General features: G+C 72.5%; 14 protein-coding genes. 10 read left to right on the forward strand and 4 right to left on the reverse strand.

Features of this window, described 5'->3' with window-relative positions:
• Positions 1-36 precede the first annotated feature (36 nt).
• Genes tsaB through J8G10_RS13595 form a run of 5 tightly spaced genes read left to right on the forward strand, consistent with a single transcriptional unit; the run spans position 37 to position 4,040 of the window.
• A complete protein-coding gene (gene tsaB, locus J8G10_RS13575) occupies positions 37-657 on the forward strand; it encodes a tRNA (adenosine(37)-N6)-threonylcarbamoyltransferase complex dimerization subunit type 1 TsaB (RefSeq protein ID WP_308220705.1) in 621 nt (206 codons plus the stop codon).
• Positions 658-700: 43 nt separating this feature from the next.
• On the forward strand, positions 701-1,279 hold the full coding sequence (rimI, locus tag J8G10_RS13580; RefSeq protein ID WP_251445803.1) for a ribosomal protein S18-alanine N-acetyltransferase: 579 nt from the start codon (positions 701-703) through the stop codon (positions 1,277-1,279).
• Positions 1,272-2,351, forward strand: a complete 1,080-nt coding sequence (gene tsaD, locus J8G10_RS13585) for a tRNA (adenosine(37)-N6)-threonylcarbamoyltransferase complex transferase subunit TsaD (protein WP_251445806.1) — start codon at positions 1,272-1,274, stop codon at positions 2,349-2,351. The genes rimI and tsaD overlap by 8 nt, the downstream gene beginning before the upstream one ends.
• A complete protein-coding gene (locus J8G10_RS13590; protein WP_251445809.1) occupies positions 2,351-2,791 on the forward strand; it encodes a hypothetical protein in 441 nt (146 codons plus the stop codon). The genes tsaD and J8G10_RS13590 overlap by 1 nt, the downstream gene beginning before the upstream one ends.
• Before the next feature lie 4 nt (positions 2,792-2,795).
• On the forward strand, positions 2,796-4,040 hold the full coding sequence (locus J8G10_RS13595; RefSeq protein WP_251445812.1) for a hypothetical protein: 1,245 nt from the start codon (positions 2,796-2,798) through the stop codon (positions 4,038-4,040).
• Here the strand turns inward: J8G10_RS13595 and J8G10_RS13600 are convergent, their stop codons facing one another.
• Positions 4,041-5,240, reverse strand: a complete 1,200-nt coding sequence (locus J8G10_RS13600; protein WP_251445815.1) for an SAM-dependent methyltransferase — start codon at positions 5,238-5,240, stop codon at positions 4,041-4,043.
• A gap of 316 nt (positions 5,241-5,556) precedes the next feature.
• On the opposite strand from J8G10_RS13600, the gene groES reads away from it, so the two are divergent.
• From groES to J8G10_RS13625, 5 genes are all read left to right on the forward strand, one after another.
• Positions 5,557-5,853: a co-chaperone GroES gene (groES, locus tag J8G10_RS13605; protein ID WP_045250571.1), complete on the forward strand. Its 297-nt coding sequence runs from the start codon at positions 5,557-5,559 to the stop codon at positions 5,851-5,853.
• 202 nt (positions 5,854-6,055) lie between these two features.
• Positions 6,056-7,201 carry a hypothetical protein gene (locus J8G10_RS13610; RefSeq protein ID WP_251445818.1) on the forward strand — a complete coding sequence of 382 codons (1,146 nt, stop codon included), beginning with the start codon at positions 6,056-6,058 and terminating at the stop codon, positions 7,199-7,201.
• A 79-nt stretch (positions 7,202-7,280) separates the two neighbouring features.
• A complete protein-coding gene (locus tag J8G10_RS13615; protein WP_251445821.1) occupies positions 7,281-7,487 on the forward strand; it encodes a hypothetical protein in 207 nt (68 codons plus the stop codon).
• 79 nt (positions 7,488-7,566) lie between these two features.
• Positions 7,567-9,444, forward strand: coding sequence for a dynamin family protein (locus J8G10_RS13620; protein ID WP_251445824.1), 1,878 nt, complete (start codon positions 7,567-7,569; stop codon positions 9,442-9,444).
• Positions 9,441-11,102, forward strand: a complete 1,662-nt coding sequence (locus J8G10_RS13625; RefSeq protein WP_251445829.1) for a dynamin family protein — start codon at positions 9,441-9,443, stop codon at positions 11,100-11,102. Before J8G10_RS13620 ends, J8G10_RS13625 begins: the two co-directional genes overlap by 4 nt.
• 523 nt (positions 11,103-11,625) lie before the next feature.
• On the opposite strand, the gene J8G10_RS13630 is transcribed toward J8G10_RS13625, so the two are convergent.
• From J8G10_RS13630 to J8G10_RS13640, 3 genes are all read right to left on the reverse strand, one after another.
• On the reverse strand, positions 11,626-12,411 hold the full coding sequence (locus J8G10_RS13630) for an IniB N-terminal domain-containing protein (protein WP_251445832.1): 786 nt from the start codon (positions 12,409-12,411) through the stop codon (positions 11,626-11,628).
• A 147-nt stretch (positions 12,412-12,558) separates the two neighbouring features.
• A complete protein-coding gene (locus J8G10_RS13635; protein WP_251445835.1) occupies positions 12,559-15,066 on the reverse strand; it encodes a LuxR C-terminal-related transcriptional regulator in 2,508 nt (835 codons plus the stop codon).
• A gap of 21 nt (positions 15,067-15,087) precedes the next feature.
• Positions 15,088-16,902 carry an Hsp70 family protein gene (locus J8G10_RS13640; RefSeq protein ID WP_251445838.1) on the reverse strand — a complete coding sequence of 605 codons (1,815 nt, stop codon included), beginning with the start codon at positions 16,900-16,902 and terminating at the stop codon, positions 15,088-15,090.
• Between the last annotated feature and the right edge of the window lie 25 nt (positions 16,903-16,927).

Here is a 16,927-nt window from a genome sequence, read left to right on the forward strand (position 1 = left end):
GGGCGCACCGACTACCCTGGAAGGGTGATTCTCGGCGTGGACACCTCACTCGGCTCGGCCGTCGGCCTGATCGGCCATGACGGCCGCACTCTGGCCGAGGTGTCCCAGGGCGGGCACCTCGGGCACGCCGAGGCGATCGGGACGCTGCTCGAGCAGGTCCTCGCCGCCGGATCCGAGGACGAGGATCCGCTCACGCACGTCGCGGCGGGCATGGGCCCCGGACCGTTCACGGGACTGCGGATCGGGATCGCCGCGGCACGCGCCTTCGCGCTCGGCCGGGACGTCCCCGTGATCGCCGTGCCCAGCCACCACGCCGCCGCGCTCGCCGTGATCGAGGGCGAGCACCCGCCGCAGCACCCGTTCGCGATCCTCACCGACGCGCGCCGGCGCGAGACCGCGGTGACCGTCTACGAGGGCATCGACGTCGACGGGATCCCGCACGCCGTGGTCGACACGGTGCTCGTCCCGCAGGCCGACGTCGACCGCAAGCTGGGGGCGCTGCGCCGCTTCGAGGTCACCGGGATATCGGGGGCCGCGGTCGCCCGCGTCGCCCGCCGCGCGGTCGCCGCCGGACGCACGCTGACCGGATCCGAGCCGCTGTACCTGCGTCCGCCGGACGCCCTGGTGCCGGCCGCGCCCAAGAAGGTGGGCTCGTGAGACCGCTTGCCTCGCACCGCAGCGCCGGGGCCGGGGGCGCCTCGTGATCCGCAGCGCGACGGCGGACGACCTCGACGCGATCATGCTCATCGAACGGCGCTCGTTCCCGACCGACGCCTGGAGCGCCGAGATGATGGCCGCCGAGCTCGCGAGCCCGCACGGCCGTTACCTCGTCGACGTCGAGCCGTCCGCCGTGCCGGCCGACCGCGGGACCGTCGTCGGCTACGGGGGAGTGCGCGCGCTGCGCGGATCCGCCGACAGCGACATCCAGACCATCGCCCTCGACGCGGCGCACCGCGGATCCGGACGGGGCAGAGCGCTGCTGCGCGCTCTGCTCGCGGAGGCCGCGGAACGCGGCGCCCGCGAGGTGTTCCTCGAGGTGCGCGCGGACAACCCGGTCGCCCAGCGGCTCTACGCCTCGGAGGGGTTCGCCGAGATCGGCCGGCGCGCCGGCTACTACCAGCCCGACGACGTCGACGCCGTGATCATGAGGCTCGACCTGTCCGATCGCGACACGACCGTACTCAGGCCGGATCCGGCGGATCCGCGAGAATCGAACGGAATCATGCCGGAGAAGCGCATCGAGCCTGAATACGGCAACGCGGAGGGATCCGATGACTGACCAGCCCCTCGTGCTCGGGATCGAGACGAGCTGCGACGAGACCGGGATCGGCATCGTCCGCGGGCGCACCCTGCTGTCCAACACGATCGCGTCGAGCATGGACGAGCACGCCCGCTACGGCGGCGTGGTCCCCGAGGTCGCCGCCCGCGCGCATCTCGAGGAGCTGCAGCCGGCGATCGAGCGCGCGCTCGCCGAGGCGCAGGTGCGGCTGCAGGATCTCGACGCGGTCGCCGTGACGAGCGGCCCGGGGCTCGCCGGAGCGCTGATGGTCGGCATCGGCGCGGCGAAGGGGCTGGCGGTGTCGCTCGGCAAGCCGCTCTACGCCGTGAACCACCTCGTGGGCCACATCGCGGCCGACATCCTGACGCCGGACTCGGTGCCCCTGGAGTATCCGACGATCGCGCTGCTCGTCTCGGGCGGGCACACGTCGCTGCTGCACGTGCGCGATCTCACGACGGACGTCGAGCTGCTCGGCGAGACCGTCGACGACGCGGCGGGCGAAGCCTTCGACAAGGTCGCCCGGATCCTCGGCCTGCCCTACCCGGGCGGTCCGGAGATCGACAGGGCCGCCGTCGGCGGGGACCCGGCCGCGATCCGGTTCCCGCGCGGGCTGTCCCGCGCCTCGGACCTGGAGAAGCATCGCTACGACTTCTCCTTCTCGGGCCTGAAGACCGCGGTCGCCCGGTGGATCGAGCGCGAGGAGGCGGCGGGGAACCCGATCCCGGTCGCCGACGTCGCGGCGAGCTTCCGCGAAGCCGTCGTCGACGTGCTGGTGACGAAGGCGCTCGCCGCCTGCGCCGACCGCGGCGTCCCGCGCCTGCTGCTCGGCGGCGGAGTGATCGCGAACCGCCGGCTGCGCGAGGTCGCCCTCGCCCGTGCCGCCGAGGCCGGGGTCACCGTGCGCATCCCGCCGCTCTCGCTGTGCACCGACAACGGCGCGATGATCGCCGGACTCGCGGCCGAGCTGATCTCGTCGAGCCGGCGTCCCTCGACGCTCGCGTTCGGGGCGGACTCGACGCTGCCCGTGACGGAGATCCAGGTCGCCGAGCGCGCCGGGGAGGCCGGGGCCTGATGGCGGAGACGGGCGGGAAGGATCCGGAGCGGTACACCCGGCTGCCGACGGCGCCCGTGCCGGTCGGCGTCGAGAGCGGACCGCAGCTGGACGGCGGGATCGCGCCCGAGGAGCTGGAGCTCGACCGCGACGGCACGACCGTCGCGCACGAGGAGTGGCACCCCACGGACAGCACCGACGTCCCGGTGCCGGTGGCCGCCGAGCCCCGGCTCGCGCCCTGGGCGCTGCTCTCCGCCATCGTCGCGCTCTTCGCCTCGATGTTCGTCGGCTGGGGGATCCCGGTCGCGATCGTGTCGGTGATCGCGGCGATCATGTCGCTGCGCCGGCCGGACGAAAGCCGTGCCCTCTCGGTGTGGGCACTCGTGCTCGGGCTCGTCGCCACGCTGTACAGCGCGGGCTGGCTGGTCTGGGCCGCCTACCGGTTCGGCTGGATCGGGTAGCCGCATGCCGGATCCGGGCCTCGACCGCGAGCGTCGCGAGCTGGAGCGCCGCGCCTTCGCGCGCGAGGGATCCGGTCTGAGCGAGGTCGAGGCAGCGCGGCTCTCCGAGCTGCGGCGGGCCGACGCGCCAGCCCTTCCGCCGACGCCCGCGTCGGGAGTGCCCGCTCCGGCGCCGTCCCCGTCGGCGCCGCCTCCGCCGGGGGAGGTGCCGTCTCCGCCGGGGGAGTCGAGGGCGCACGTCCCCGGGCCTGCGCCGGTCGCGGGTGAGCCGGCGATCACCGCGGAGCGCCCGGGACCGTCGCACCGGGACGCCGCGGATGCCGCCCCTCCGGGAGCGTTGAAGGAGGGAGCCGCGGGTGCGGCCGCTCCCGGCTCTCGCATCCTGTCGATCGGGCCGGGGAGGGCCGTCCGCGCCTGGCTCGCCACCGGCGCCTGGAAGCGCCCGCGCTTCGTCGTCGGTGGTCTCGCCGTGGTCCTGCTGGCGGGCCTGCTGGTGGGCTGGGCGATCCCGCGCCCGCCCGATGTCGGGCTCGCGCTGCGGGCCGGGGAGGGCGCGCGGGCGGCGGCGATCCTGAAGCTGCACGACGGCATCGATCCCGGAACCCTGCAGCTGCTCGCGCGCGATCACGACGGCCTGCTCTGGTACGCGACGCAGGCGAACGGCATGCTGCGCTGCGCGATCCTCGATGTGCGCGGTTCCGCTCCGCAGCGCGAGTGCCAGACGGCGGAGCAGCTGCGGGACCAGCCGCTGACGGTCTCGCCGCGGACGTTCACCGACCAGCGCGACGGGTACCAGGGGACCCTGGCGATCGCGGGCACGGGCGTTCCGCTGGGGACCCTGATGCGCTTCGAGGGGATGTTCTACGGTGCGGGTCTGCAGGATCCCGAGGAGCAGAGCGAGATGAACCGTCTCGTCGCCGAGAACGATTTCGCCTACGCCATGGTCGTCGGGCGCGTGGGGGAGACCCGGGTGTGGATCGGGGACGACGGCCGCGGGAACAGATGCATGATCGTGGAGGACCCGGATCCGCAGAAGGCCTGCAGCCGGAGCACGGTTGCGTTGGAGTTCGGCGCCGACGGCAACGCCGATCCGCCCCCCGAGAATCCGCCGCTCACCGTGCGGCTGCGCGAGACCGCAGCGCATCCGGCGCTCCGGCTCGAGTACTGGATGCCGTCGATGAGCGGCCAGTACCTCGTCATCACGCAGGACGACGCCCTCTTCTCCCGCAGCGACCGCAGCGCGGACTGATCAGACCCGGTCGGCGAGGAGCGCGTGCCGCTTGTCCCCGATCCGCACCAGGATGAGCGTCGCCTCGCCGGATCCGCGCAGGTTCAGCTTCTTGCGGAACGCGGCCGGATCCACGTCCACGCCGCGCTTCTTGATCTCGAGGCGCCCGATGCCCGCCTTCTTGAGGGCGGCGCCGATCGCCTTCGGGTTCATCGGCAGCACCTCGCGTACGCGGAACGACGCCGCGAACGGGCTGTCGGCCGGCGCATCGGACGTCAGATACGCGATGTGCGGATCCAGCATGCCGGCGTCGAGCCGGCGGGCGAGGTCGCCGATGAGGCGGGCGCGGATCACGGCGCCGTCCGGTTCGTGCACATAGGCGCAGAGCTCGCGCACCTCGGCGTCCTCGGTGTCGGCGGGGGCCGTGAGCTCGTGCGCGCGGTCGCCGCGGATCACGAGGGCCGCCCGGCGCACGCCCTCGCGAGCCAGGGAACCCGACCACAGCACGAGCTCGACGACGTCGCCGTCCGCGCTCACCCACTGGGCCTCGACGTCGGCGGGGATCGCGTCCCGGTCGTGGGCGGGTCCGAGCTTGATGCCGGTGGGCACGCGCTCGGCCAGCGCGAAGGCCCAGTCCAGCGAGGGGGAGTAGTCGTCCGCGGACACGCGACGGGTCTCGGAGTGCCCGGCCGTGCGACGGGCCGGATCCAGCCACACCGCGGCGGCGCCGTCTCCCGCGACGAGGGATGCGTGGTCCTCGGCGAACCCGTGGCGTACCTCGACGTCGGATCCGAACGGCGCGAGGTTGTACGCCGCCAGCGCGGCGGTGACCTCGTCGGCGTCCACGGCCGTGACGCGCAGGCCCGCGCCGGCGAACGCCAGTGCGTCCCCGCCGATCCCGCACCCGAGATCCGACACGTGCCCGATCCCGGCGGAGCGCATCCGGCCCGCGTGACGCGCGGCGACGCCGAGCCGGGTGGCCTGCTCGAGGCCGGCGCGGGTGAACAGCATCCGGTCCGCGAACTCGCCGAACTTCGCCCTGCCCTTCGTGCGCAGCCGTGCCTGGCCGACCACGGCCGAGACGAAGTCGGGGGAGCGGCCTTCGGCGCGCAGGCGCAGGACCGCCCGGGCGGCCGCATCCGTGGATCCGATCTCGCCGAGCTCGTCGATCGCCCGCAGCGCCTCGGGCGTCAGCACGGTTCGCAGTTCGCTCATGTCCACGCGGTCCAGGCTATCGACGTCGCGCGCCGGGCCGCCGCCGATGAGGCCGTGCCGTGCGGTCGGCACGCGCCCCACCGCACCGGATCCTGACGAGTGCACGGGGAGTTCGCGTCCACAGGTCGTGCACTCGGCAGCAGGCCGTGCACTCATGGCGGAGCCCGTCTCCGGCCGTGAGTCCGGCGACCGGCGGTGCGCTCCACTCGCCCCCGACTGGCACTCTGATTGCGGGAGTGCCAGCGATGCGCCTAGACTGGCGTTAGCACTCTCGGGTTGAGGGTGCTAACGAAGTCTTGAACCGTCAAGAAAGAGGTAGACCGTGTCGGTTTCCATCAAGCCGCTCGAGGACCGCATCGTCATCAAGCAGGTCGAGGCCGAGCAGACCACCGCGAGTGGCCTGGTCATCCCCGACACCGCCAAGGAGAAGCCCCAGGAGGGCGAGGTCGTGGCCGTGGGCCCCGGTCGCATCGATGACAACGGCAACCGCGTTCCGCTCGACGTCAACGTCGGCGACCGCGTGCTCTACAGCAAGTACGGCGGCACCGAGGTGAAGTTCGGCGTCGAGGAGTACCTCGTGCTCTCGGCGCGCGACGTGCTCGCCGTCGTGGTGCGCTGAGTCCGCACCGACGTACCGAAGGCCCGGATGCCCTGCGCATCCGGGCCTTCGTCGTGCCCGGAGCATCCCCTACCGGTCCGTCGGGAGTCCCCCTGCGCCGACGGGGGAGGATGCGGGATCATCCCCGATGCCGCGATCGGCGCCGCGTCCCACACTCGTAGGACACGCCGCTTGGCGCCCACACGAACAAGGGGATTCGATCATGGCTTTGGAAGACAACATCAACGTTCTCGGCCGGCAGTGGAACGTGGGAGTCGCTGACTCCGGCAACGACAACTCCGACAACTCGGACAACTCGGAGAACTGGTCCCACAACGACACCGAGGTCGAGGACTCCTTCAACGACAACTCCGACAACTCCGACAACTCGGACAACTGGTCCCACAACGACACCGAGGTCGAGGACTCGTTCAACGACGACCACTCGACCAACGACTCGTACAACACGGACCACTCGTACAACACGGACCAGTCCGACCGCTCGGTGCACGACTCCGGCAACGACAGCTCGATCAACGCCGGTGTTCGGCAGTACAACGCTGGCTTCGGCGACTTCAACCTCGGCCTCGGCGGGGCCGGAGGCATGGCGGCGGCCGCCAAGCACGGCGGCGGCGGGGACACGGACATCGACATCGAGATCGACGCGCGCTCCACGACCACCGACCAGTCGGTCAACCAGAACATCTCGACCTCGTCCGGCAGCGGCGGCGCCGCCATCGCGGTCGGCGGAAGCGCCGACGGCGGCTTCGGCGGGCCGGCGCTCGCGGGGGCCGCGGGGGGCGACACGGGCTCGGGCGGTGCCGGCGGCAACAGCGGCAGTGCGACCGCGGGTGCCGGTGGCGACGGCGGTGTCGGCGGCCTCGCCAGCGGTGGCGACGGCGGCGACGGCGGTCCGGCGACGAGCGGCGGCACCGGAGCCGGCGGTGCGACGGGCGACGCCGGCGGAGCCGGAGCCGGTGCCTTCGGCGGCGGCGCCGACGGCGGTACGGGCGGCGACTCCGGCGCGGTGGGCGGGGGAGCGTACGGCGGCAACGTCGTGCAGTCCTTCAACCAGAGCGCGGTCACCGGGTCCGGGGATCACTCGGTCGCCGGAGGCGGCGACGTGACGATCCACAACATCGACACGGACATCTCGGTCGGAGACGTGTCGATCGGCAACACCTGGAACACCGACTCGTACAACCAGGACTTCTCGGACAACTGGTCGATCGACGATTCGTTCCAGGACAACTCGATGGTCGACGACTCCTACACGGACCACTCGAGCACCGATGTCGACGTCGATGTCGACGTCGATCACTCCAACGTCGGAAGCCCGTTCGGCGACGCGAACGAGTTCGACTTCTGACAGGACCCGTGCGCTGCCCGATCCCCCTTCCGGGTGGTCGGGCAGCGCACTACACTCCAGAGCACAGAGAGGGTGAGAGATGTCTGCGGATCCGGATGAGCCTCTGGGCGCCTCGGGCGGGGGCGGCCCCGCCTGGATGGACGGCCAGGACGATCCCTTCGCGAGCAACACCTTCACCGACGAGCTGGCCGGAGCCGATCAATCGGTGTGGGACATCGACTCCGACTTCTTCTGGGGAGATCCTCCTGCGGACGGGGACGCGCCCGACGCGGGCCTTCTGATGTGACCCGGTCCGATCGGCCCGCTTCGATCGCAGGCGGACCGCACAACCGAAAAGCCCGTCCAACCGACCGCAGGGGGGTCGCATGCCGGATGCAGGGGACGACTCAGAGATCGAGATCGCCGATGTCCTTCGCGAGGTCGGCGATCTCGCCGCGACGTCGGGGCGCGGGGACCTGCGCGACCGCCTCCTGCAGACGCAGCGGCGACTCGAGGATCCGGCGATCCACGTCATCGTCGTCGGCGAGTTCAAGCAGGGCAAGAGCAAGCTGATCAACGCGCTCGTCAATGCCCCCGTGTGCCCGGTGGACGACGACATCGCCACGAGCGTCCCCACCACGGTCGGGTATGCGGAGACCGCTGCCGCATGGGTCGTCGAACGGACGGACCCGGGCGGCAGCCCGGGGTCCGCACCGCGCCGCCGTGAGATCCCCTTGGCGGAGTTGGCCGATTACGTCTCCGAACGCGGGAACCCCGGCAATCAGCGCGGCATCGTGGCCGCCGAGGTGCAGCTGCCGAGGGAACTGCTGCGCGGTGGCCTCAAGCTGGTCGACTCGCCCGGCGTGGGCGGGCTGGAATCGGCGAACTCCCTCGCCACCCTGGCCGCGTTGTCGTCGGCGCACGCGGTGCTCGTGGTGTCGGACGCCTCGCAGGAGTACACCGAACCCGAGGTGCAGTTCCTCCGGCACGCGATGCGCATCTCGCCGAACGTCGCCGCGGTCCTCGCCAAGACGGACCTGTACCCGGAGTGGCGCCGGATCGAGGACATCGACCGCGGTCACCTGCACGACGTCGGGGAGGTGCCGCTCTTCGCGGTGTCGAGCGATCTGCGCCTGCTGGCGGCCGAGACGCAGGATCACTCGCTCAACGACGAGTCCGGGTTCCCGGCGCTGGTCGGACATCTGCACCGTGACGTGCTCGGCCGCGCGGAGCTCGTGAGCCGTCGCGGCGCGGTGCACGACCTGCGGTCCGTGGTGGACCAGCTCGGCATGTCGCTGCACGCCGAGCTGAACGCGCTGCTGCATCCGCAGGACACGCCGCGGATGATCGCGGAGCTCGAGGTCGCCAAGGCGCGCGCGGACGAGTTCCGCGGACGCTCCGCGCGCTGGCAGGTGACCCTGACCGACGGCATCGCCGATCTGGTCGCCGACATGGAGCACGATGTGCGGGACCGTCTGCGCCGGGTGCAGCGCGAGGCGGAGCGCGCGATCGACGAGGGCGATCCCGGTCCCATCTGGGACCAGATCCGGGAGTGGATCGATCAGCGCGTCACCGCGGGGGTCGCCGAGACGTTCGTGTGGACCGATGAGCGCGCGCGCTGGCTCTCCGAGGAGGTCGCCGAGCTCTTCAGCGCCGAGGAGGCGGACGTCCCCACCATCGATGTGAGCGACACGCGGGGGATCCTCGACGTGGTCGACGACATCGCCGGCCTCGAGGTCGGGCACCTGAACGCCGCCGAGAAGATGTACATCGGGGTGCGGGGCTCGTACGGCGGCGTGCTCATGGTGGGTCTCGCCACCGGGCTGATCGGCATGTCCCTGATCAATCCGATATCGCTGCTCGCGGGGGTGCTCGTGGGGCGCCGGGCCTATCGCGAGGACATGAACGCGCGCCTGAACCGTCGCCAGCAGGAAGCGAAGATGATCGTCCGCCGGCACATCGACGAGGTCACGTTCCAGGTCAGCAAGCAGCTGAAGGACCGGCTGCGCCTCGTTCAGCGCATCTCGCGGGACCACTTCGGCTCGATGGCGGAGGAGCTGCACCGTTCGCTGTCCGAGGCTCTCGCCCGGGCCAAGCAGGCGGCCGCGGCCTATACGGCGGACAACGACGAGCAGGTCGCCGTCCTGCGGGTGCGACTGGGCGAGATGGAGCGGCTGCGCGCCCTCATCCCCGAGAACGAACCGCCGGAGGGCGGCGACGTGCCCGCCGTGCGGCAGCGCGCGCAGCGCAGCGTGGCATCATGACCGTGATCGACGGCGAGCGGACCCGGAGCGAACCGGACGTGATCGCGCAGACCCGCGATCTGCTGCGGATCGCGCGGACCCTCTACGCCTCCGACCGTGCGGCGCTGGCGGCGCTCGACGCCATGCAGACGCGGCTCGACGAGCCGTTGCGGGTGGCGGTGGCTGGCATGGTCAAAGCGGGGAAGTCGACCCTGCTGAACGCCCTGCTCGGCGAGCGCATCGCGGCGACGGACGCGGGCGAGTGCACGCGCGTGGTCACGTGGTACCGCTACGCGCAGACCCCGTCGATCTCGATGCATCTGCGCGACGGGCGCACCGAGCGCATGCAGATCCGGCGCGATCACGGGCGCCTCGTGCTGGACCTCGGCGGCAGGGTCGCCGAGGAGATCGACTGGATCGACGTCGGGTGGCCGCTCGGCGGCCTGGAATCGCAGATCCTGATCGACACGCCGGGCATCGCGTCGTTGTCGCACGGCGTCTCCGCCCGCACGGCGCAGTTCCTCGCGCCCGAGCAGTCGGCCTCGTCCGCCGATGCGGTGATCTACCTCATGCGCCACCTGCACGGATCCGACATCCACTTCCTCGAGGCGTTCCGCGACACGGCGGCCGGTGCGGCTCAGAGCGTCTGCGCGGTCGGCGTCCTCTCCCGTGCCGACGAGGTGGGGTCGGGGCGGATCGACTCGCTGATGTCGGCTCGGCGCGTGGCACGGCGCTACGAGCGAGACGGAGAGCTGGCCTCGCTCGCCCTGGGGGTCATTCCGATGGCGGGGCTGCTCGCCGAGGGGGCACGCACGCTGCGGGAGAGCGAGTTCATCGCCTTGCGCGACCTGGCGGGACGGGAGCGGACCGACCGCGAGCGCCTGCTGGTCTCGGCCGATCGCTTCGTGCGGCCCGATGCGGACACGGATCTCAGCGTCGGCGTGCGACAGGACCTGCTGGCTCGCTTCGGGCTGTTCGGCGTGCGCCTCGCGGCCGCGGTGATCCGCGGCGGTGTGGCCGACTCCTCCTCCCTCTCCGCCGCGCTGGCCGAGCAGAGCGGACTGCACCAGCTCGAGGAGTTCATCGCACGCCAGTTCATCCCGCGTGCGCCGGCCCTCAAGGTGCGCGGCGTCATGATGCAGCTCCAGGCACTCGTGTCCGAGCGCCCGTGTGACGGCGAGGAGCGGATCCGCGCCGGGATCGAGCGGTTCTTCGCCTCGGCGCACACGCTGCGCGAGCTCTCCCTGCTCGCCCTGGCCCGCACGGGCGCGCTGCCGTTGCCGGAGGCCGAGGCCGACGACGCCATCCGCATCATCGGCGGTGACGGCACCACGGCGGCGCTGCGACTCGGGATGGCGGAAGGGGCGTCGCAGGACGAGACCCGCATCCGGGTGCAGCAGGAGAGCATCCGCTGGCGCAGCCTCGCCGCGGATCCGACGGCGGCACCGGACACGGCGGAGATCCGCCGATGCGTGGTGCGCAGCCTCGCCGGGATCGCCTCAGAGATCGGGGGCGCCCGTGACCTCAGGCCCGCGCCTGATGTCGTGCCGTCGGGCGGACCAGGCCATGGCGCCGGGGAGGACGCTGAACAGGAGAGCCAGCAGCACCAGCGCGGCCTGCGCCGCAAGAATCGGCTGCATGATCTCTCCCTGCGTTCCCAGCGCGACCCATTTCGGTGACATCACGACCAGCGCCGCCTGAAAGAGAAGCGTCACGAGCTGCCACCAGCGCACCTGCGGCCGGCGGGCCATGAACGACACCAGCAGCATGATCTGCGCGAACAGCGCTGCGACGATGACGGCGAACACCACCCAGAAGACGATGTCGGCGGCCGCGGCGTACGTCGTCGCGTCCCGCCCCGTGGCGGCCTTCTTCGCAGCATCGGCGATCTCGGGCAGCAGCTTCTTGCGGATCACGAAGAAGTACACCGTGGCGAACCCGCCGACGGCGAAGCTCAGGATCCACAGCAGCTGGGCCGTCCGCACCGAGAACGGCGGAGTCGCCTTGATCAGGACAGGGGCGCCGTTCGGACTGCGCATGGACGGGCGCCGCGGTGCTTCTCTCGTCCCGTATCGCGGCGCGGGGGCCTCCGCGGCCGGTGCGGCCGGGACCGCGGCGGCGTCGATGCGCGCGACGTCCCGATCGTTCGAGGGAGCCTGCTCTCCCCTCGGACGATCGTCGCGCCGCGGCGCGGAGTCGATGTCAGTCATCCTCGAGCGGCGCATCGACCGCTCCGTCGTCGATCGCCGCCGCGCTGGCCGTGTCCGCCTCGTAGGTGTCGCTCGCCGTGGACGTCATGTCGCCCTCCAGCATGTCGGCGGGTTCCGGCACCGCGGCGTCGGCGGGAGCGTCGTGCGCGGCGTCGGCCGCGGTGCCCGCCGCGTCTCCGACCTGGGCCGGGAGGTCGTACACGGTCTCGTAGATGACCGTCGGCTCGGGGGCGTCCTCGGGTGCCGGCTCGGCGCCGGTCGTGTTGTAGCTGTCGGTGTTGGTCGTGTTGCCGGCGGTGATGTCGCCGGTGGTGATGTCGACCTGGGAATCGACGACCGTGGCGTCGTGGCCGGCCGCGACCGCGTCATCACCCGAGGCGACCACGGCCCCCTGGTCGAACGTCTGCGTCACGTCCCCGCCGTTGGTCCAGATGTTCTGGTTCACGGACTGGTCGACGATCGTCGAACGGGCGTCGACGGTGGTGAAGTGCTGCACCATCCTCACGATCTCCTGCACCGGATCGTGGTGCTCGGGAGCCGGCGGCCGATAGGAAGGCTGAGGGGCCGGTGCGGGGCTCGGCACGTAGACCACCGAAGGGTGATCCACGATGACGGGTTTCACCGCGGCGACATCGGCCTGGCACACGTTCCCCAGGCCGTGGTTCGCCAGCGTCGCCTGGGGCTCGGCGGTGAACTCCTTCGCCGCGACGGGATCCCTGAGCAGGCTCAGGATGAATGAGAACAGCGCGTCCGCAACAGTCTCGACCGGCGTAGCCATCAGCTTCCCCCTTCGTCGTCGACCGCGACGCCGGCATCCTGCCGGACCACGCTGTCGCCATCGACGTTTGCTTCTCGGAGCGTAAACCTCGTGCCGCAGCGCGGGCATCGGGGGATACCCCGATATCCCGGACGCGGCCTACGGGGGTCACTCATCGGAGCCCCTCGCAGCCAGAGCGCCGTCCTCGCTGAGCAGCTCCCGCAGCTTCGCCAGGACGTCCGCCCGGGAGGTCGCGCCGAGCCGGCGGCGGATGTGCGCGATGTGATGCTCGGCGGTGCGCGGAGAGATGAAGATCGCCTCGCCGATCTGCGCGTAGGTGCGTCCCTGCAGCACGAGGCGTGCGATCTCCAGCTCGCGCTCGCTGAGCAGCTCCGCGGCCTGTGGGCGCTCCGTGCCGGTCGCGCTGTCGTCGGCGGCGACGAGGCTGCGTGTTCCGTCGGCGGGATGGATCTCCCGCGCACAGGCCAGCAGCCGCGCGGCGACCTTGCGGTCGGTGGCGCGTCCCGCACCATGTCCCGCGAGCCGCGCGGCATCCCACATCATGCCGATCGAGGAGAGGCCGATCGCCGCCTCCTCGACAGCTTCCGGATCCACCGAACCGGCGAGGACCGACGTCCAGACGCGCCCGGCCTTGGCCATCGTCGCCGCGACCTCGCTGTGCGCGGACTGGACGACCAGCGCCTTCGCATGCGGTGCGACCAGGTCGGGACGCCCGAGCAGGATCCCCTGCTGGATCCCGGCCCAGTGCAGGTGCGCGGTCCACAGGGGTGGGCTTCCCCAGCGGGCGGTGAGGGCGAGGGCTGCGTCGAAGGCCGCGGCGGTGTGATCGGCATCGCCGAGGCGCGCCGCCGCGCCGATCAGCTCGGTCAGCGGATGAAGGAGGAACGCATCGACGTCGACGCGCAGCAGCGCGCCCCGAGCCTCGCGCCAGGCCGACTCGAGCGCGGCCGTGTCCTCGTACCGGCGCACCAGGGCGACCCGCACCGCGTGCGCCAGCAGTGCGCTCCGCGGGGTGAACGCAGGAGCAGCGGCCTCGGCGCGGCGCAGGGAATCGCGGGCCTCGCCCGGTCGGGCGCGCTGCACCTGCACCCAGGCGAGCCAGAGCAGCAGCCGGTGCCGCGCCCAGGGGCCGCTGTGACCGGTGGCGATCGCGTCGGTCAGCACCGCCTCGGCGGTGGCGAGCGCGCCCAGGCCGAGGGCGACGTTGGCCGCGACGACGGCGGGCGGCTCGCAGATCGCCCCGGCGTGCCCGGAGCGGGTGTAGAGCTCCGCGGATCGCACCAGGTCGGTGAGCGCTGCCTCCGAGGCGTCGGGGCTCACGGAGCTGATCAGTCCGCGTCGCAGGAGCTGCGTCGACACGCCCAGGGCGGTCGGCGGGCACGGGCGGTCGTCCGCCTGGATGAGGGACTCGGCGTCGCCGGTGCCGAATGCCGTGAGCAGGGCGGAGGGGGTGAGCGGGTCGCGATCCGGCATGAGCCGGTGCACCGCCTCGCCCTGGGCGAGCATGCCCCGTTCCGCCCATACTCCTGCGGACAGGTCGGCGAGCACGGGCGAGTCGGTCTCGGGCGCATGAGCGCCGTCGTGCTCGATGACGGCGGCCGCTCCTTCCACGTCGCCCTGCAGCCAGAGCACCTCCGCGCGGCGCGCCGCGAGGACCGCAGGATCGGCGCCGTACGCGACCGCGCCCTCGTAGAGGCGCGCGGCCTGCACCGGATCCGCCGTTCCCCAGCGATCCGCGTGCCGTACGAGAATCGCCGCGAGCCGCGCATCGTCGTGCTCGCAGAGGCCGCCGGCCCGCGCGACCGTCTGGGCGATGTCCGCCGAGCGGGCGCTCAGCGCGATCAGTCGCGGCATCGGAACGGCGGCGCGCACGGCACGGCGCACGATCGGTGCCGGCTGGCCGTTGCGCAGCAACAGGCCTTCGGCGTGACCGTGCAGCACCCAGTCCGTCGTCGGCGTCTCCGGCTCCGACAGATCCGAGGCGCCGAGGCACGCCTCCTCGATGCGCGCTCTGAGCGCCGGATCGAGGCGTTCCAGACGACGGACGATGCTCGCCTGGAGCGACCGCACGAGCTCGCCGTGGTCGTCGTCGCCGTCGCAGTCGCGCACGTCGTGCTGGGCGAGCGCGGCCCAGGTCAGCCAGGAGACCCCGGCGGTGAGATCGAGGATGCCGGTCACGCACCCGTCCGGCACGGTCATTCCGCGCGCGGCGATCGCATCGAGCATCTCCGCGCGCGACACGTGCCCGAGCACGATCGCGGGAAGATGCTGTTCGAGGGCGTCCGCCACGGCGCGCGCCCCCGACGACTCCGACAGCGGGCGGGTGGTCACGATGAGCGCGGCGGCGGGATCGCGGGTGCGTCGGTGCAGACCGGCGATGCGCTCGTCCGACAGCAGGTGCAGATCGTCGACCAGGAGCACCTCGGAGGCCGGGAAGTCACCCGGATCCGGTTCGCGTCCGTGGACGAGGCTCGCGCGCCGGCCATCGCTCTCGAGCGCATCCCGCAGGGTGCGCAGCGCGGTGGACTTGCCGGCGCCCGCCCCGCCGATCAGGAGGACGCGGGGCACCCCGGAACGGAGCGCGTCGAGGGCTCCGCTGAGCATCCGCGGAACGGGCGCGGTCGGCGAAGCATCGGCGCGGATCTCGATCGTCATCGTCGGAACGGTTCTGGCGGTTCAGGGGGCCGTGGCCGGCGGGTCGCTCGTCATGAGCGGCGCGGGGTCGGCGGTCGGCGATGGCGACGGTTCCGGGTCGGGAACGGGATCCGAGGTCGGCGCCGGGGGATCGGGGGGCGTCGGCTCGCCCGACGGCGCGGGATCCTCGGTGGGAGTCGGCGTGGGCGTCGGGGTCGGGGTCGGGGTGGGCGGGGGCGGCTGCTCCTCCGGCACGGAGGTCGTTCCCCCGGAGGGGGCGGGCGCCGTCCCTCCGGACGGCGGTGCGGAATCGGTTCCTGCCGGGGGAGCCGCGTTCGTCCCGGTCGGGGGAGGGCTGCTCCTGCCCGGGCTCGACGGAGGGTCCGACCGCGTCCGCGGCGCCCCGTCATCGACGGGGAGCACCGGCCCGAGTTGCGTGACGGGCTGCAGCGCCGGCCCTGCCGCGGGACCGTCGACGGCCGTGACTCCGGGTGTCCAGGCGAGCGGAAGGTCCAGTCCCTTCCCCGCAGCGGGCGCCTTGCCGGAGAGGGTCTCCCCGACGGCCTCGTCCTGCCGGCCGTCCGGAAGCATCGTGGCGAATGCGGCACCCGCGACCAGCAGGGTGCCCACGGAGAGCATGACCGCGCCGGAGATCACGGGCCGCAGCCGCACCGGTCGGGTCCGACGCGGGCGCGGCGCAGGAGCCGCGACGGCCTTCTCCTCCTCGACGTCCGGTTCCCGGATCGTCGAGGGGTGGGCCTCGTGGGCGGACCACGCGGCGCGGGCGGCCCCGAAGACCGCGGCGAAATGCGGGTCGGATCCGCACAGCGGGAGGTCGAACCGGGCCGACAGATGCTCGACGACCGCGGGGATCCGAGAGGATCCGCCGGCGAGCACGATCGCGTCCACCTGATCCGCATCGACGTCCGCGACCTCGAGGGCGCGGTCCAGCGCATCCGCCGTGCGGGCGAGATCGGCGCCGATCATCGACTCGAACTCATAGCGGGTCAGACGGACGCACGAGCGACGCTCATCGAACTCGAGCTCGATCGTGGTCTCCGGCCCGAAGGACAGCGCCTCTTTCGCCCGGGACGCCGCGTGCCGCGCCGCGGCCAGGGCCGCGGCGGGCGCGACCGCATCGGGTCCCGGAGGGGCGTCGGGCGCGGGCCGCCGCTCCGCCATCGTCAAGGCGTGCTGGAGAACCCGGTGGTCGAACGTCCGGCCGCCGACGTCGTCGAGCAGGACCGGCGCGGCGGTGAGACGGTAGTCGCCGTCGCCGTGCGCCCGCAGCACGGCACCGCAGAAGCCGCTTCCGCCGAAGTCGTACACCGCCACGGTGCCGCGGGCGGGCACGCCGCCCGCGGCGTACTGCTGTCGGGCGGCGGCGGCCGCCGCGGGCAGCAGCAGGACGCCCTCGACGCCCATCTCCTGAAGCCGGGTGCGCACGGTCTCGATGCGGTGTCCCCGCCACGAGCTCGGGTGCGCGACGGCGACCCGTGCGGGTGGTGCGCCCTGCGCGGCCGTGACCGTCGCCACGGCCCAGCCCATCAGCCGCGCATACAGTTCGTCGGCGTGCACCGCGAAGTCCCCGGCGATCAGCGGGGTGCTGTCGCCGACGTCCCGGACGAAGTCCTGCAGCAGCCGCTCGGGATGCTCCGCCCCGTGCTCCTCGGCCGCCTCGCCGAACAGCACGTCGCCCTCGTCGGTGACGTAGGCGGCGGCGGGGACGTCCGTGCGGTCCGCGCCCAACGGGAACGCGGTGACGACGACACCCTCTGCCGGCGATGGCGTGGCCACCGCCGCGATCAGGCGACTCGATCCGCCGTCGAGCCCCAGTGCGTAACCGTCCGTGAACATCTGTCAGATCCCCGAATGCCACTCC

Origin of the sequence: Microbacterium sp. USTB-Y, from assembly GCF_023703415.1 — a bacterium.
GTDB lineage: Bacteria > Actinomycetota > Actinomycetes > Actinomycetales > Microbacteriaceae > Microbacterium.

What these genes read in the sequence shown, in the direction of transcription:
- J8G10_RS13640 (WP_251445838.1), bottom strand. Translation starts at nt 16,902, where the DNA reads ATGTTCACGGACGGTTACGCACTGGGGCTCGACGGCGGATCGAGTCGC.
- J8G10_RS13615 (WP_251445821.1), top strand. Translation starts at nt 7,281, where the DNA reads ATGTCTGCGGATCCGGATGAGCCTCTGGGCGCCTCGGGCGGGGGCGGC.
- J8G10_RS13590 (WP_251445809.1), top strand. Translation starts at nt 2,351, where the DNA reads ATGGCGGAGACGGGCGGGAAGGATCCGGAGCGGTACACCCGGCTGCCG.
- J8G10_RS13635 (WP_251445835.1), bottom strand. Translation starts at nt 15,066, where the DNA reads ATGACGATCGAGATCCGCGCCGATGCTTCGCCGACCGCGCCCGTTCCG.
- J8G10_RS13625 (WP_251445829.1), top strand. Translation starts at nt 9,441, where the DNA reads ATGACCGTGATCGACGGCGAGCGGACCCGGAGCGAACCGGACGTGATC.
- tsaD (WP_251445806.1), top strand. Translation starts at nt 1,272, where the DNA reads ATGACTGACCAGCCCCTCGTGCTCGGGATCGAGACGAGCTGCGACGAG.
- J8G10_RS13630 (WP_251445832.1), bottom strand. Translation starts at nt 12,411, where the DNA reads ATGGCTACGCCGGTCGAGACTGTTGCGGACGCGCTGTTCTCATTCATC.
- J8G10_RS13620 (WP_251445824.1), top strand. Translation starts at nt 7,567, where the DNA reads ATGCCGGATGCAGGGGACGACTCAGAGATCGAGATCGCCGATGTCCTT.
- J8G10_RS13610 (WP_251445818.1), top strand. Translation starts at nt 6,056, where the DNA reads ATGGCTTTGGAAGACAACATCAACGTTCTCGGCCGGCAGTGGAACGTG.
- J8G10_RS13595 (WP_251445812.1), top strand. Translation starts at nt 2,796, where the DNA reads ATGCCGGATCCGGGCCTCGACCGCGAGCGTCGCGAGCTGGAGCGCCGC.